This is a genomic window from Peptoclostridium litorale DSM 5388, from assembly GCF_900141635.1.
GTDB classification, from domain to species: domain Bacteria; phylum Bacillota; class Clostridia; order Peptostreptococcales; family Peptostreptococcaceae; genus Peptoclostridium; species Peptoclostridium litorale.
In genome coordinates, this window is sequence record NZ_FSRH01000005.1 from 104228 (window position 1) to 119644 (window position 15417).

Here is a 15417-nt window from a genome sequence, read left to right on the forward strand (position 1 = left end):
TTGGTGCACGGATAAAAAATTTTAAAAGTTTATAGTAATTTAATATTAATGGTGTAAAATAGGTTTAGCGCAATGAATAAATGTATTTCAGTATAGGATAATATAGTTGATGTAAAAATGCAATATTTACGGGAGTGATATTGATTGATAAAATTTAGAAACGTTGTTAAGGAATACAAGAACGGGAAGCAGGCCCTTTCAGGAGTTACAATAGACATAAAAAAGGGCGATTTCGCATTTCTTGTAGGGTCTTCAGGGGCAGGAAAGTCTACATTTATAAAGCTCCTTTTAAAAGAGCAGGAGGCAAGCTCAGGAAGCATTCTGATTGACGGTCAGGACATAACCAGAATTTCAAAACGAAAAACACCCCTTCTGAGAAGGAATATGGGTGTGGTATTTCAGGACTTCAGGCTTCTACAGGACAAAACTGTATATGAGAATGTAGCTTTTGCAATGGAAATAACCGGCCACAAGAGCAAGGACATCAGAAGAAAGGTGCCTTTCATACTGGGAATGGTGGGTCTTAGCGCAAAGGCCAAGTCGTATCCGGGAGAACTCTCGGGCGGGGAGCAGCAGAGGGTGAGTATTGCCCGGGCAATAATAAACAAGCCGTCACTGCTCATAGCAGACGAGCCTACTGGAAACCTGGACCCTAAAAACGCATGGGATATAATGAGGCTGTTAAAGGACATAAATAGAAGAGGCACTACTGTTCTTGTAGCTACACATGCCCAAGAACTTGTTGACGAGATGAAGCAAAGGGTAATACAGCTTGACGACGGAGTGGTTGTCAGGGATGAGGAAAGGGGTAGTTACAAGAATGCTAGGTAGCGTTTTTTATAACTTAAAAGAAGGATCAAAGGGCGTTTGGAGAAACAGGCCCATGGCACTTGCATCGGTAAGTTCAGTGGGGGCGTCTCTTTTCATACTGGGCATAATAATAGTGCTTGTGCTCAACATAAACAATTTTACGCTTGTAATGCAGAGCAAGTTTGACAAGATACAGATGTTTCTTGAAGACGACTTGGGCTCTGAAGAGATATACAACATGAAAAAAGAGATCGAAAAAATGGAAGGCGTAAAGGAGGCTCAGTTCGAGTCTAAAAAAGACGCGTTTGAAAAATTCAAGGTCAGATGGGGCGATGATGCATATCTGCTTGAAGGTCTTGAAAGCTCGCTTCAAAACTCATTCATAGTCCATCTGGACAGCCTTGAGTCTGCGGACGGCGTGTACGCGAAGATCAAGGACATGGGCGGAGTGGAAGATGTAAAATACTACAAGGACGTAATAGAAAAGATGATAAGGATATCAAACTGGATAAGGACACTAGGGCTGACGCTCATAGTTCTTCTTTCGTCTGTATCCCTGTTTGTAATATCTAACACCATAAAAATAGCGCTCTATGCAAGACGGAAAGAGATAAACATAATGAAGTATGTCGGGGCGACAAACTGGTTCATAAGGGGCCCTTTCCTTGTGGAGGGAGTAATACTTGGAGCTTTTGGATCGGTGATATCGCTCGGGCTAATAAGCTTTTCGTACAATTACGTCTACAACAAGATTACAAGTGACAGCTACTGGGCCATGGTAAGCAACATGCTTTCGCTGGACGAGATATTCAAAAGTCTTCTCATAATATTTCTGGTGATGGGCATAGGGATAGGAATGCTCGGGAGCTTGATATCGCTTAGAAAACATCTTGAAGTATAGGAGGGGTAGAACTTGAAAAAGAGCAAATGGATAGCCATAATAGTGTGCATTGCGCTGGCCATGTCGAGCATAGCTTCATTTGCGGTTTCTGTCAATGACTACAAGAAAAAGCTGGACAATGTAAAAAAGGACAAGAGCAAGGCCCAGCAGGAGCTCAAACAGAACAAGCAGGAGCAAAAGAATGTTGTAGACAAGATAGAGGATCTTGAGGAAGAAATAAGGCAAAAGGAAACCGAGATAAATGACCTCTTTTCAAAGATAACCCAGACAAAGGGTGACATAGATGTAAAAAGACAGGAGATAGAAAAGCTCAAGGCACTTATAGAAAAGCAGAAAAAGCTGCTTGAAAAGAGGCTGAGGGTAATGTACAAGACCTCGAATGTAGAATACATGGAAATACTACTTAGTTCAAATGACATATCAGAGCTTATGACAAACCTTGAGATGATAAAAAACATAGTGGCATACGACAAGGAGCTGATAGGAAACCTCAAAAACGACAGGGAAAAGGTGGAAAGGGCAAAAGAGGATCTTGAAGACAAGGAAAGGCAGCTTGTAGCATTCCAGCAGAAGGCGGAGGCTAAAAAGACCCAGCTTGCGGTGTCGAAGGGGCAGCAGGAGATATACAAAAAAGAACTTGTGGAGAACGCCAAGGAGATTGAAGCTCAAATAGACGGGTTCAACAAGTATGCAAACCAGCTTCAGTCGGAGATAGCAAAGCTCCAGTCAAAGGGAACCACATACGGCGGAGGGATCATGGCTTGGCCGGCACCTGGGAACAGCAGAATCACTTCTCCATATGGAAACAGATACCACCCCATACTAAAAAGGAATAAATTCCACTCGGGCATAGACATAGCTGCGGGTACGGGAAGCTCCATAGTTGCGGCAAATGATGGAACCGTTATATCTGCAGGGTGGAACGGGGGCTACGGAAATCTTGTATCAATTGACCACGGGGGCGGAATAGTCACTGTGTACGCCCACAATTCGAAGCTTCTGGTAAGCCGGGGAGACAAGGTCAAAAGGGGACAGGTCATAGCCAAGGCCGGCTCCACGGGAATGTCGACGGGACCTCACCTTCACTTCGAGGTCAGGAAAAATGGAAGCACTACAAACCCTGTAAGCTGGGTGAAGTAACAGGCTTATTGTGAAAAGGCAATTTTGAAGGGAGAAATTGATGATATCAAATAAAAAAGCGGCATTAGGTGCGGTAGTGGTTGCGGTAATAGCATCCCTTTTTACGCTCAATGCGGGCATTATGATGGGAAAGGTTGCAATAGTGCCTGTAGACAAATATGGTCAGTATAAAAAATTTGAAAAGCTGCTGGCGTTAAAGCAGGAGATAGAAGGGAATTTTTATCAGGAGTCAGATGAAGACAAGCTCATTGAAGGGGCCATAAATGGAATGTTTGAAGGCCTGGAGGACCCATATTCAGACTATATGACGGAGTCTGAGTTCAACGAACTCATTGAATACACAAAGGGTAGCTTTGGAGGAATAGGCGTATATGTGGCTCCGGGGGAAGACGGGCTTATAACCGTGGTATCGCCAATAGAGGATACGCCGGGAGACAGAGCCGGAATAAAGGCGGGAGACAAGATAGTAGGAGTGAACGGGGAGTCATTCACAGCCAAGGAGCTTGACAAGGCGGTTGGAAAGATGAGAGGCGAACCGGGAACTGCTGTCACGCTCACAATATTCAGGGAAGGCATGGCTGAGCCTTTCGATATCGACATAGTAAGAGAGGAAATAAGAGTCAAGACGGTAAAGTCAGAGGTCAAAGACGGCGACATCGGCTACATCAGAATAACCACATTTGACGAGAAGACTGCGGGAGAATTCAAGGCGAACCTTGAGGATTTGAAAGACAAGGGCATAAAAGGCCTTGTAATAGACCTTAGGGGAAATCCAGGAGGGCTTTTGGACCAGTGCCATGAAATTGCTGATGAAATACTCGGAAAAGGCACCGTTGTATACACGAGGGACAGAAGTGGAGAAGAGGAATACCTGAGGTCAGACGAGGAAAGAAAGCTTTCAATGCCTATGGCGGTGCTTGTAAACGGCGGGTCTGCATCTGCATCTGAGATACTAAGCGGGGCCATAAGGGACAACAAGGCAGGTGTGCTCATAGGCGAGACCACATTTGGAAAAGGGCTTGTCCAAAGGGTTTACCCTCTAAAGGACGGCACAGGGTACAAGTTGACAACCGCCCAGTATTTCACGCCTTCCGGGGAATATATAAACAAGAAGGGCATAAAGCCCGACATAGAGGTTGAGGACGAGCAGGAGCAGCTTGACAAGGCGCTTGAGTATGTAAAAGGCAAGATCAAATAAGGCTAAGGGATAAAAGTTGTGAAATACAAATAAAGGCCTGTATAAGGATAATAAATAATTGAAATGGAAAAGAGAGTCTTTGATGGACTCTCTTTTTTATTGGAGTGAAGTATATTCAGGGTTAATGTGGTTTATGCATTATTGCCCGTAGGCCTCTGGGGGATAAACCTGCCGTAAGTCTTGCGTTTTGAGATTTCTATAATCTCATTCAGCTGGCAGCCGGGAAAGGTTTGAAACTCGCTTCGCTCAGGCAGTCAAACTTTCCAGCGGCTCCGGCGCTGAATTTCGATTAGAAATCTTGCAAAACTCCATAAAAACGGCCGGGCCATCGCACGCAGAGGCTTTTTGAATGGGTTACCAAAGGGAATATAAAAGATACATTATATACGAATATAGAGAACTGCTTATTCTGATTTTTCATTCATTTCAGCCAAAATATCCTCGATTTTGTAGATTTTATCGTCTATATTTTTGAATTTTTGAGGCACTTTGAATATGACATAGTAAAAAACATATAAAATGGCGATAAGAAGCACGGTGTTAACTAACTGGAAAATCAATTCTAAATCCATAAGTATATCCTCCTAAATAAAAATTATGATTTGCAGCACACTAACTGCCATGCAGTATAAGAATGCTGCAAATTGATTATTGTGTTAAATATTATGCATTGCAAGAATGAATTGCTATATTCATTCCTAACACGACATTGTTGTTATCGGAATCTCATTTCCGTCTTTGTCATAGATTCTTATTGTCGTATTGTCATCTGCAATGGGCACTGCAATAGCAAATGGCTTACCCGGTTCTAAAGTATAGATCAACTCTTGCTTTTGACTGTCTTCAGAAACACATTCTATTCTCGCCGCATTTACCTTGTTGATTGAAACGATAGCAATGGAATTGCCATAGTTAAATGCTTGAATACCTTTGGAAATATCTATGCTACTTCCACCTGAATGAAAAAAATATCCAAATGAAAAACCCTCTCTGTTTAAATAAATGGAGTATGTGAAATCATTTGAATCTTCTTTGTAAAACAGAAGTACCCCAAGGGTGTCGGTTACAGATTTGGAGACCTGCCAACTATCATCTATTTTCTGGGATTTACGAGCGTTACGTTCAAGATTGTTTTTGGTCACTCCTATTATGGAAAAATTTAAACAAGCGAAAATGACTAGCAGCAATAAACATATGGTAGAAATAATATAAGTTTTTTTCAAGCCGTTACCCCCTGTTGCCAATAGTAGTATATATATGCCTCACATGCCAAATGATACTCTTTGAGGAAAATAAAGTCAATAGACATGTGAGACTTACATCCGATCATCCACCAGAGCCCAGACGCAGGAGTATGAATATTAGGAGCGCTATATTTATTGGGGTGTTGCAAAGACAAGACACATGTACGCATATGCTGCAAAATTAATTTTTTACATAATATTGCATTAAAAAATTCAAAAAGATATAATGATATATAGTGATGAAGGAACGTTTGTTTGCAAAATGGAGGTGCAGCCATGGACTTTAAGATAGTATCGGATTTCAGGCCGACGGGTGACCAGCCCCAGGCCATAGAGGAGATAAGCACGGCCATAGAAAGCGGAGAGAAGTACTCGACACTAATAGGAGCGACAGGCTCTGGAAAGACATTCACTATGGCAAACATAATACAGAGGGTCAAAAAGCCCACTATTGTAATGGCCCACAACAAGACCCTAGCGGCGCAGCTCTACAGCGAATTCAAGGAGTTCTTCCCTGAAAACGCAGTGGAGTATTTCGTGAGCTACTACGACTACTACCAGCCCGAGGCGTATGTAGTGCAGTCGGACACCTATATAGAGAAGGACTCGGCCATAAACGACGAGATAGACAAGCTCAGGCACTCGGCGACATCCGCCGTGCTTGAGAGAAGAGACGTCATAATAGTGTCTTCAGTGTCGTGCATATACGGCCTTGGAGACCCTGACGAATACAAGGAGCAGATGCTTTCCTTAAGGCCTGGAATGACAAGGGACAGGGACGACGTAATAAGAAAGCTTGTCCAGATACAGTACGAGAGAAACGACGTGGACTTTACGCGGGGAACCTTCAGGGTCAGGGGAGACGTAATAGAGGTATTCTCCGCGAGCGACGACGAGAAGGCGATAAGGATAGAGTTTTTCGGAGACGAGATAGACAGGATAACCGAGATAGACTATATAACCGGCAAGACGGTGGGCCAGAGGAGCCACGCTTCGATATTCCCGGCATCCCACTATGTCACAAGCCGTGAAAAGCTGAATGTGGCCATAGAGGCTATAGAAAAGGAACTTGAAGAGAGGGTGGCCTATTTCACGGAAAATGGCATGCTGCTTGAGGCCCAGAGGATAGAGCAAAAGACGAGGTACGACGTCGAGATGCTAAGGGAGATAGGCACTTGCAAGGGAATAGAGAACTATTCAAGGCACCTGACTGGAAGAAAAGCGGGAGACAGGCCGTTTACCCTGCTTGACTTTTTCCCGGACGACTTCCTAATAATAGCGGACGAGTCCCACGTGATGATGCCCCAGCTGAGGGCGATGTACGGGGGCGACAGGTCGAGAAAGACATCCCTTATAGACTACGGCTTCAGGCTGCCTTCTGCATTCGACAACAGGCCGCTTGAATTCGAGGAGTTCGAGGGAATGGTAAGCCAGATGATTTTCGTGTCTGCCACCCCTTCGAAATATGAGATTGAAAAATCTTCGTGCATAGCCCAGCAGATAATAAGGCCTACGGGGCTTGTGGACCCTAATGTGGAGATAAGGCCTACAGACGGGCAGATAGACGACCTTCTCGGCGAGATAGACAAGAGGGTTCAGATAAAGGAAAGGGTTCTTGTGACTACGCTTACAAAGAGGATGGCGGAGGACCTTACGGACTATTTGAGCAGCGCCGGTGTAAAGGTGACATACATGCACTCTGATGTCGAAACGCTTGAGAGGATAAAGATAATAAGGGACCTTCGAAGCGGAGTATTTGACGTGCTGGTGGGGATAAACCTTCTTAGGGAAGGGCTAGACATTCCGGAGGTTTCACTTGTTTCTATACTCGATGCCGACAAGGAGGGCTTCCTGAGGTCCGAGACATCGCTCATACAGACCATAGGAAGGGCGGCGAGAAATGCAAACGGAAGGGTCATAATGTACGCCGACAAGATAACCCAGTCCATGGAAAGGGCGATAAGCGAGACGAACAGAAGACGTGCAATCCAGGAGGAGTACAACGAGGAGCATGGAATAATCCCGACAACCATAAAGAAGGGCATAAGGGATGTAATAGAGGCCACAAGCGTTGCAGAAGAGGAGCAGGGCTATATGGGCGTGGAGAGCATGTCTGAGGAGATGCCTCTTGAGGACATGATACACGAGCTCAAGCTTCTCATGATGGAGGCTGCCGAAACACTCCAGTTTGAAAAGGCAGCGCAGCTTCGTGACAAGATAGCAGAGCTTGAGAAAAAGAAGAGGTGAAGATGTGAAGAATGAAAAAATAGTAATAAGGGGAGCAAAGGAGCACAACCTTAAAAATATAGATATTGAAATACCGAGAAACAAGCTTGTAGTGTTTACAGGGCTTTCGGGTTCTGGAAAGTCATCACTTGCATTCGATACGATATATGCCGAGGGGCAAAGGCGATATGTCGAGAGCCTTTCCGCATATGCGAGGCAGTTTCTGGGACAGATGGAAAAGCCGGATGTTGAGTATATAGAGGGCCTTTCGCCGGCCATATCAATAGATCAAAAGACCACATCCAAAAATCCAAGGTCGACAGTGGGCACGGTCACCGAGATATACGACTACTTCAGGCTTCTGTTCGCGAGAATAGGGGAGCCCCACTGCCCTGTCTGCAAAAAGAAGATAAGCCAGATGACAATAGAGCAGATAGCGGACAAGGTCATGGAGCTTGGCGAAGGAACCAGGATACAGCTAATGTCTCCGGTGGTCAGGGGGAAAAAGGGAAGGCACGAAAAAACACTCGACACAATAAAAAAAGAAGGATTTGTAAGAGTCAGGGTCGACGGCCATGTGTATGACATCGGCGAAGACATAGAGCTGGACAAGAACAAGAAGCACAACATAGAAGTAGTGGTGGACAGGATAGTTGTAAAAGAGGGCCTAGACAGCAGGCTGTACGATTCAATAGAAACCTGCGTGAAGCTTTCGGACGGGCTTGTCGTAGTGGACGTGGTGGGAGACGAGGAGATAATGCTCTCCACAAAATTCGCCTGCATAGAACACGGAATAGGAATAGAAGACCTCTCGCCGAGGATGTTTTCGTTCAACTCGCCTTTCGGGGCCTGCGAGCAGTGCAACGGACTGGGATTCATGAAAAAGGTGGATCCAAAGCTTGTAGTGCCGAACGAGGACCTTTCGATAAGGCAGGGGGCCGTCGCGGCTTGGGCTTCAAGTGGGGCAGGATCAGAAGACACATATTATTTCAAGATGATGGGAAGCCTTGCCAAGCACTACGGGCAGTCGCTGGATGCACCGTTCAGGGAGCTTGACAAGAAATTTGTAAACAAGCTGCTTTACGGGGATGACATCGTGCTGAGCTTTGATTTTGAAAGCCAGTACGGCGGCAGGAGGACATACAGCTCCAAATTCGAAGGCGTGATAAACAACCTTGAGAGAAGATATCTGGAGACGTCTTCAGACTATATAAGGCAGAAGATAGAGGAGTACATGGGCGAAAACCCATGCCCGAAATGCAAGGGCGACAGGCTGAAGGATGAAAGCCTTTCGGTGCTTGTGGACGGAATGAACATAGCTCAGCTTACGGACATGTCCATAGCCCTTTTGACTGAAACGATAGAGGGGCTAAAGCTCACTGAAATGCAAAAACTCATAGGAAAGGACATAATAAAGGAGATAAGGGAGAGGCTGCATTTTTTAAAGGATGTGGGACTTGAATACCTTACTCTCTCGAGAAGCGCCGGAACTCTTTCTGGCGGGGAGTCACAAAGGATAAGGCTTGCAACCCAGATAGGGTCTTCTCTTGTGGGAGTGCTTTATGTGCTTGACGAGCCGAGCATAGGGCTTCACCAAAGGGATAACGACAGGCTGCTTTCGACCCTTCGAAGGCTCACGGACATAGGCAATACGCTCATAGTGGTGGAGCACGACGAGGACACCATAAATGCCGCAGACTTCATAGTGGACATAGGGCCGGGGGCAGGAGTTCATGGAGGAGAGATTGTGGCAACAGGAAGCATAGATGATATAAAAAACGAAGAAAGATCCATAACGGGCAAGTACCTGAGCGGAAAGCTGAAGGTGGAATTGCCGAAGGAGAGAAGGGCTGGAAACGGAAGCAGCCTAGTTGTCAAGGGAGCCAGGGAGAACAACCTGAAGAACATAGACGTGGAGCTGCCTCTTGGCGTGTTTACATGCATCACCGGGGTTTCAGGCTCTGGCAAGAGCTCTCTCGTAAACGAGATACTATACAAGGGAGCTGCTTCTAAGATTCAAAGGCTGAAAAGCAGGCCGGGAGACCACGACGCGATACTGGGGCTTGAGCACATAGACAAGGTTATAGACATAGACCAGTCCCCAATAGGAAGGACGCCAAGGTCCAACCCCGCGACGTACACGGGGGTGTTCGACCACATAAGGGACATTTTTGCATCGACTCCAGAGGCCAAGGCGAGGGGATACAACAAGGGCAGGTTCAGCTTCAACCTTAAGGGCGGAAGATGCGAGGCCTGCAAAGGAGACGGAATAATAAAAATAGAGATGCACTTTCTTCCCGACGTGTACGTGCCGTGCGAGGTCTGCAAGGGGAAAAGGTATAACAGGGAGACACTCCAGGTCAAATACAAGGACAAGACGATTTCAGAGGTTCTTGACATGAATGTCGAAGAGGCGCTGCAGTTTTTTGAAAACATTCCTGCAATAAAGAAAAAGCTCCAGACGCTCATGGACGTGGGCCTTGGATATATAAAACTCGGTCAGCCTTCAACACAGCTTTCTGGAGGAGAGGCCCAAAGGATTAAGCTTTCATCAGAGCTCAGCAAGAGATCTACGGGAAAGACGCTCTATATACTTGACGAGCCTACAACAGGACTTCACATGGCCGACGTGGACAGACTCATAGAGATGCTCCACAAGCTTGTTGAAGGCGGAAACAGCGTAATGGTGATAGAGCACAATCTCGATGTGATAAAGACTGCGGATCACATAGTGGACCTTGGACCGGAAGGCGGGGACAAGGGGGGATATGTAATAGCGAAGGGGACTCCGGAAGACATAGCAAATACGGATGCGTCGTACACTGGAAGCTTCTTGAAAAAATATCTATAAAAATAAAAACGATTGGTTAATACCTACAATACATTTTGTTGAATTTTATATTGCTGCGAAGCTATACAGTCGGATTGTTAAAAAATAAATATGAATGAAAAGCAGCCGGCACTTGCGTGTCGGCTGCTTTTTGTAGAAAAATACAACTGAAATCAATGGACGTATTGCCATTGGAATGAGAACAGGAGTTTCAAAAAAACAGCTTAAATAGCATAAAATGGATTTTAAAAAAACATGGACACAGCTATTGACTAGGGCATTAAGAGTGTATATAATATCCCGTATACACCATGGCGCCGTGTATAGACTAAATTTTCAGATTTTTTGAATTTTTTCGACTTATTACTTTACAGCATATGGAGGACAGAGATGAATAGGGATAATTTTGGATCTAAGCTGGGAATATTGGCAGCAGCGGCAGGATCGGCAATAGGACTGGGAAACATATGGAAATTCCCGTACATAACGGGGCAAAACGGGGGAGCGGCTTTTATACTGGTATATCTTTTTTGCATAGCACTTATAGGACTCCCTGTCATGATTGCAGAGTTTTCACTTGGAAGAAATACTCAGACAAACGCAATGGGCTCGTTCAAGAAGATTGCAAATGGCAGCAAATGGAGCTGTTCTGGATACCTCGCTGTTGCGACGGCATTCATAATACTTTCATTTTACGCTATTATAGCCGGATGGGTTTTTGCATACATAGCAAGGGCGTTCAGCGGAAAGCTCATAGGAGTTGCACCTGCAGATCTGGCTGGCTATTTTGGCGGGATAATAAGCTCGCCTGTTGAACCTGTATTTTGGACATTTGCAGTTCTTGCGGTGACGGCTTTCATGGTCTTATCAGGAGTCAAGAATGGAATAGAAAAGTACAGCAAAATACTAATGCCTGTGCTTCTTATGATACTAATAGGGCTTGTGTTCAGATCGGTTACGCTTCCAGGGGCTTCAAAGGGGCTTGAGTTCCTTTTCAAGCCGGACTTTTCAAAGCTTACTACAAAAGGAGTTCTTGAGGCTTTGGGCCATGCGTTTTATTCGCTGAGCCTTGGAATGGGGATAATATTGACGTACGGAAGCTACATAGGCAAAAAGGAAAATCTGCTAAAGCTGGCAGTACAGGTTACAATAGCCGATACGGCAATAGCGCTTATGGCTGGAATGGTAATATTCCCGGCGGTTTTTGCATACGGGTTCAAGCCTGATCAGGGAGCTGCACTGATTTTCATGACTCTGCCTGCGGTATTTGGAGAAATGCCTTTTGGTGGGTTTTTCGAAGCCATGTTTTTCCTCTTGATAGGAATAGCGGCAATGACATCAACAATATCGCTCATAGAGGTTGTGGTGGCATTTGTAACAGAAGAGTTTAAAATGGAGAGGAAAAAAGCTACAGTAGCCATAGCTGCAGCGGCATTTGCGCTTTCGGTTCCATCTACTCTGTCTTTTGGGGTTTGGAGCGAAGTCAAAATACTTGGAAAAACTTTCTTCGACATGTTTGATTTCATCGCTTCGAACATATTCCTTCCTATAGGTGGAATACTTGTCTGCCTGTTTGTAGGATGGGTATGGAAGGCGGGAAGTTCTTCTAAAGAGGTTGAAAGTGAAGGGCTTTATGTATTCAAGGCAAAAGGTGCATATGAATTTGCAATAAAATACATAGCGCCTACTGCAATAGCTCTAATACTGTTCAACTCCACTGGGCTTATATCCAGATTTGGAATGAAGGCCATAGCAGGTCTTGTACTACTGTTGACAGCGGTATTTGTAAAACTGATCAGGTGTGAAAACAGAAAATCTGAATATGATGAGAGTGAAGCTGCATAAAAGTATATAAAATATTACAAAAACCATAAAAAGCGCCTTTAAAGCATAAAGGCGCTTTTTCATACTGTTTTTGAGACGAAGCTGGACACCAGGTACATAAGCGCTAAAAGCGATATGCATGCTGAAAACCCTTTTAGCTCCGAAAAGTCCCTGACTCGCCGCGGAACGGACCTGTCACTACTGGACATAATTAAAAACACACTCCTTATTGTATAATTATTTTTAAAATAATTACTTTAATTCATTATACCACAAATACCTGTGGACAAACAAAAATAATGCAAAAAGATTTGTAGCATATCGGCGTAAAGCAGAATGATTTTAGAGCTGTTGAGTATGTGGGAATATGGAGTTGTTGTTAAAAAAATAATTATTTTTGTCGAAAATGGGTTTTAATTGTAGACATCAAATTCTATTTTGTGTATAATCATATTAACATCCGATGGATTGGAGGTTTCCGATCCACTGGACACAACAATTTCCAACCTGATTACAAGGAAAGGCCGAGTAAAAGGGGAAGTCACATATAGTATATTATATGCACTGAAATGTTAATTATTTGTTAGGCTATATGCAAGTCAGCCTAATGGATTAATGGATGTGTATATTCAGGAATATACGAGACTTCTCCTTCAGGAGAAGTCTTTTTTAATTTCATCTAATCAGATGGATTGTCAGAATATTGTTCTGAAAAATAGTTTTACTATATGGACTGGCATAATATTTTGACTCGCGGGAGGAACATATGGAAGACAAGGCTATAATAGAAAAAATCATAAGAAGTTCAAATGCGAGCATTGAAGAGATAGTTCAGCTTCTGGAAGGAGATGAAAAGCTCCTGTTTGAAAGCGCAGACAAACTTAGAAGTAAGTACTGCGGCGAAGAGGTCCATCTCAGGGCCATAATAGAATTTTCGAACCACTGCAGATGCGACTGCCAGTACTGCGGGCTTCAAAGGCTTAATGAAAAAATAAAAAGATACAGGATGAGCCCGAATGAGATAGTGCAAAACGTAAAAGAGGCGCATGACGCCGGATACAAGACTGTCGTGCTCCAGTCGGGAGAGGACAGCTATTATACAAGGGAAATCATTTCAGACATAATAAGGGATATAAAAAAAATAGGAGACATCGCTATAACCCTGAGCGTGGGAGAGAGGGACTATGAAGACTACGCCCAGTGGAAAAAAGACGGGGCAGACAGGTTCCTTCTAAAGCATGAAACTGCAGACCCCAATATATACGACATGCTGCATCCGCACTCTTCATTTGAAAGAAGGCTTCAGTGCCTGAGGTGGCTAAAAGAGCTTGGATACCAGACTGGAAGCGGATTTATGATAGGGCTTCCAGGCCAGAGTCTTGAGACAATAGCAATGGACATACTTCTGCTGAGTGAGCTTGACGTTGAAATGGCGGGGATAGGACCTTTCATACCTCACCCGGACACTGGGCTCAATCACGAAAACACAGGAAGCAGTCTATTGACTCTAAAGGCGGTTGCAATAACCAGGCTAATGCTCAAAAGGCCTCACCTGCCGACTACTACTGCTCTCGAGGTTTCAACGGGCACTAATGCGTTTTGCGCAGGTGCGAATGTAATAATGAGAAAGGTGGAGCCGCACAGGTACAGAAGGCTCTATGAAATATATCCAAAGCCGGAAGGATCTGAAAAGACCATACTGGAGGAAAGAAGAGAAGTAGTGGATTATATAAAAAGCTTTGGAAGGGTTGTTTCAGATTCAAGAGGAGACGCTATTGAAATTAAAAAATAAATGGAGGTATGTAAATGAGAGAGTACAGAGCCGAAGAGTTTATAAATGATGTTGAGATAAAGGATTCCATGGAGTATGGAAAGAAAATGGCAGGCGACAGGGAGCTTGTAAAGGAAATACTTAAAAAAGCCAAAGACGCAAATGGGCTTGACCACAGGGAAGCAGCAGTACTTTTGAACGTAAATGACGAAGACCTGCTGGAAGATATGTTCAAAACGGCGGGAGATATAAAAGAGAGAATATACGGAAAAAGGGTAGTGCTTTTTGCACCTCTGTATGTTAGCAATTACTGCGTAAACAACTGCGAATATTGTGGATACAAGCACTGTAACGAAAACGTTGCAAGGAAAAAGCTTTCAATGGAAGAAATCAAGGAAGAGGTCAGAATACTCGAATCATTGGGACATAAAAGACTTGCCCTTGAAGCTGGAGAAGACGATGAAAACTGTCCAATAGACTATGTTATAGACTCAATAAAAAACATATACTCAATAAAATTCGACAACGGATGCATAAGACGTATAAATGTCAACATAGCGGCAACTACTGTTGAAAACTATAAAAAGCTCATGGAAGCCGAAATAGGGACATATATACTTTTCCAGGAGACATACCACAAGGACACTTATGAGAAAATGCACCCTCAAGGACCGAAGCACAACTACGACTGGCATACAACAGCAATGGACAGAGCTATGCAGGCTGGAATAGATGATGTCGGGGTAGGGGTTTTATACGGGCTTTACGACCATAAATACGATACAATAGCAATGATAATGCATGCGGAGCACCTTGAAGGGGTGTACGGAGTAGGACCTCACACAATATCAGTACCAAGGCTAAAGCCTGCAGAGGGGATGGAGCTTTCAAAATTCCCACACATGGTAAAAGATGAGGATTTCAAAAAGGTAATAGCAGTTTTAAGACTTACAGTGCCATACACAGGAATGATACTTTCGACAAGGGAGACTGCGGAGTTTAGAGGCGAGGCCATAAAATTCGGAATATCACAACTAAGCGCCGGATCGTGCACAGGTGTTGGAGGATACGTTGAGGAATACGGAGAAGAGGGCAAAAAAGACGTTCCACAGTTTGAAGTTGGAGACCACAGATCCCCTATGGAAGTGCTGAAGGATCTGTGCAGGGCTGGATATATACCAAGCTACTGTACGGCTTGCTACAGGGAGGGAAGGACTGGAGACAGGTTCATGCCTCTTGCAAAATCAGGACAGATAAACAACGTATGTCTTCCAAACGCACTGCTTACATTCAAGGAATTCCTAATAGACTATGCGGATGACGAGCTAAGAGAACTTGGAAAGGATATAATAGAAAACGGAATAGAAAGCATACCTAAGGAAGCGGCAAAGGATGCGGCAAAGAGATTCCTGAAAAGGCTTGAAGAAGGCGAAAGAGACCTTAGATTCTAAGGTGAAGCCGGGAAAGGAGAAT

General features: G+C 44.3%; 11 protein-coding genes. 9 read left to right on the top strand and 2 right to left on the bottom strand.

From position 1 onward, the window contains the following. Window positions 1-144: 144 nt before the first annotated feature. Genes ftsE through BUQ87_RS06290 form a run of 4 tightly spaced genes read left to right on the top strand, consistent with a single transcriptional unit; the run spans window position 145 to window position 4049 of the window. On the top strand, window positions 145-831 hold the full coding sequence (gene ftsE / locus BUQ87_RS06275; RefSeq protein WP_038266064.1) for a cell division ATP-binding protein FtsE: 687 nt from the start codon (window positions 145-147) through the stop codon (window positions 829-831). Next, window positions 821-1711 carry a permease-like cell division protein FtsX gene (gene ftsX / locus BUQ87_RS06280; protein WP_038266067.1) on the top strand — a complete coding sequence of 297 codons (891 nt, stop codon included), beginning with the start codon at window positions 821-823 and terminating at the stop codon, window positions 1709-1711. Before ftsE ends, ftsX begins: the two co-directional genes overlap by 11 nt. A 12-nt stretch (window positions 1712-1723) precedes the next feature. Continuing rightward, window positions 1724-2851, top strand: coding sequence for a murein hydrolase activator EnvC family protein (locus BUQ87_RS06285; protein ID WP_038266070.1), 1128 nt, complete (start codon window positions 1724-1726; stop codon window positions 2849-2851). Window positions 2852-2891: 40 nt separating this feature from the next. Beyond that, complete coding sequence (locus BUQ87_RS06290; protein WP_038266072.1) at window positions 2892-4049, top strand: S41 family peptidase; 1158 nt, start codon at window positions 2892-2894, stop codon at window positions 4047-4049. 404 nt (window positions 4050-4453) lie between these two features. On the opposite strand, the gene BUQ87_RS15150 is transcribed toward BUQ87_RS06290, so the two are convergent. After that, on the bottom strand, window positions 4454-4621 hold the full coding sequence (locus tag BUQ87_RS15150) for a hypothetical protein (protein WP_159434277.1): 168 nt from the start codon (window positions 4619-4621) through the stop codon (window positions 4454-4456). Between the two features lie 126 nt (window positions 4622-4747). Beyond that, window positions 4748-5272: a hypothetical protein gene (locus BUQ87_RS06295; protein WP_038266074.1), complete on the bottom strand. Its 525-nt coding sequence runs from the start codon at window positions 5270-5272 to the stop codon at window positions 4748-4750. 297 nt (window positions 5273-5569) lie between these two features. Between BUQ87_RS06295 and uvrB the strand changes: the two genes are divergently transcribed. The 5 genes from uvrB (at window position 5570) to hydG (ending at window position 15395) form a co-directional block, all read left to right on the top strand. Beyond that, window positions 5570-7540 (top strand): excinuclease ABC subunit UvrB, encoded by a 1971-nt coding sequence (gene uvrB / locus BUQ87_RS06300; RefSeq protein WP_038266077.1) that lies wholly within the window; start codon window positions 5570-5572, stop codon window positions 7538-7540. A gap of 4 nt (window positions 7541-7544) precedes the next feature. Then, window positions 7545-10370, top strand: a complete 2826-nt coding sequence (uvrA, locus tag BUQ87_RS06305; RefSeq protein WP_038266079.1) for an excinuclease ABC subunit UvrA — start codon at window positions 7545-7547, stop codon at window positions 10368-10370. 369 nt (window positions 10371-10739) lie between these two features. Then, window positions 10740-12194 (top strand): sodium-dependent transporter, encoded by a 1455-nt coding sequence (locus BUQ87_RS06310; RefSeq protein WP_074210058.1) that lies wholly within the window; start codon window positions 10740-10742, stop codon window positions 12192-12194. A 745-nt stretch (window positions 12195-12939) separates the two neighbouring features. Continuing rightward, complete coding sequence (hydE, locus tag BUQ87_RS06315) at window positions 12940-13965, top strand: [FeFe] hydrogenase H-cluster radical SAM maturase HydE (protein ID WP_038266080.1); 1026 nt, start codon at window positions 12940-12942, stop codon at window positions 13963-13965. A gap of 14 nt (window positions 13966-13979) precedes the next feature. Then, window positions 13980-15395 (top strand): [FeFe] hydrogenase H-cluster radical SAM maturase HydG, encoded by a 1416-nt coding sequence (gene hydG, locus BUQ87_RS06320; protein WP_038266084.1) that lies wholly within the window; start codon window positions 13980-13982, stop codon window positions 15393-15395. The last annotated feature ends 22 nt before the right edge of the window (window positions 15396-15417 follow it).

Excerpts from the sequence above, each read along its gene's own strand:
- uvrB (WP_038266077.1), top strand. The coding sequence starts at position 5,570 with ATGGACTTTAAGATAGTATCGGATTTCAGGCCGACGGGTGACCAGCCC.
- BUQ87_RS06310 (WP_074210058.1), top strand. The coding sequence starts at position 10,740 with ATGAATAGGGATAATTTTGGATCTAAGCTGGGAATATTGGCAGCAGCG.
- hydG (WP_038266084.1), top strand. The coding sequence starts at position 13,980 with ATGAGAGAGTACAGAGCCGAAGAGTTTATAAATGATGTTGAGATAAAG.
- BUQ87_RS15150 (WP_159434277.1), bottom strand. The coding sequence starts at position 4,621 with ATGGATTTAGAATTGATTTTCCAGTTAGTTAACACCGTGCTTCTTATC.
- BUQ87_RS06290 (WP_038266072.1), top strand. The coding sequence starts at position 2,892 with ATGATATCAAATAAAAAAGCGGCATTAGGTGCGGTAGTGGTTGCGGTA.
- ftsX (WP_038266067.1), top strand. The coding sequence starts at position 821 with ATGCTAGGTAGCGTTTTTTATAACTTAAAAGAAGGATCAAAGGGCGTT.
- hydE (WP_038266080.1), top strand. The coding sequence starts at position 12,940 with ATGGAAGACAAGGCTATAATAGAAAAAATCATAAGAAGTTCAAATGCG.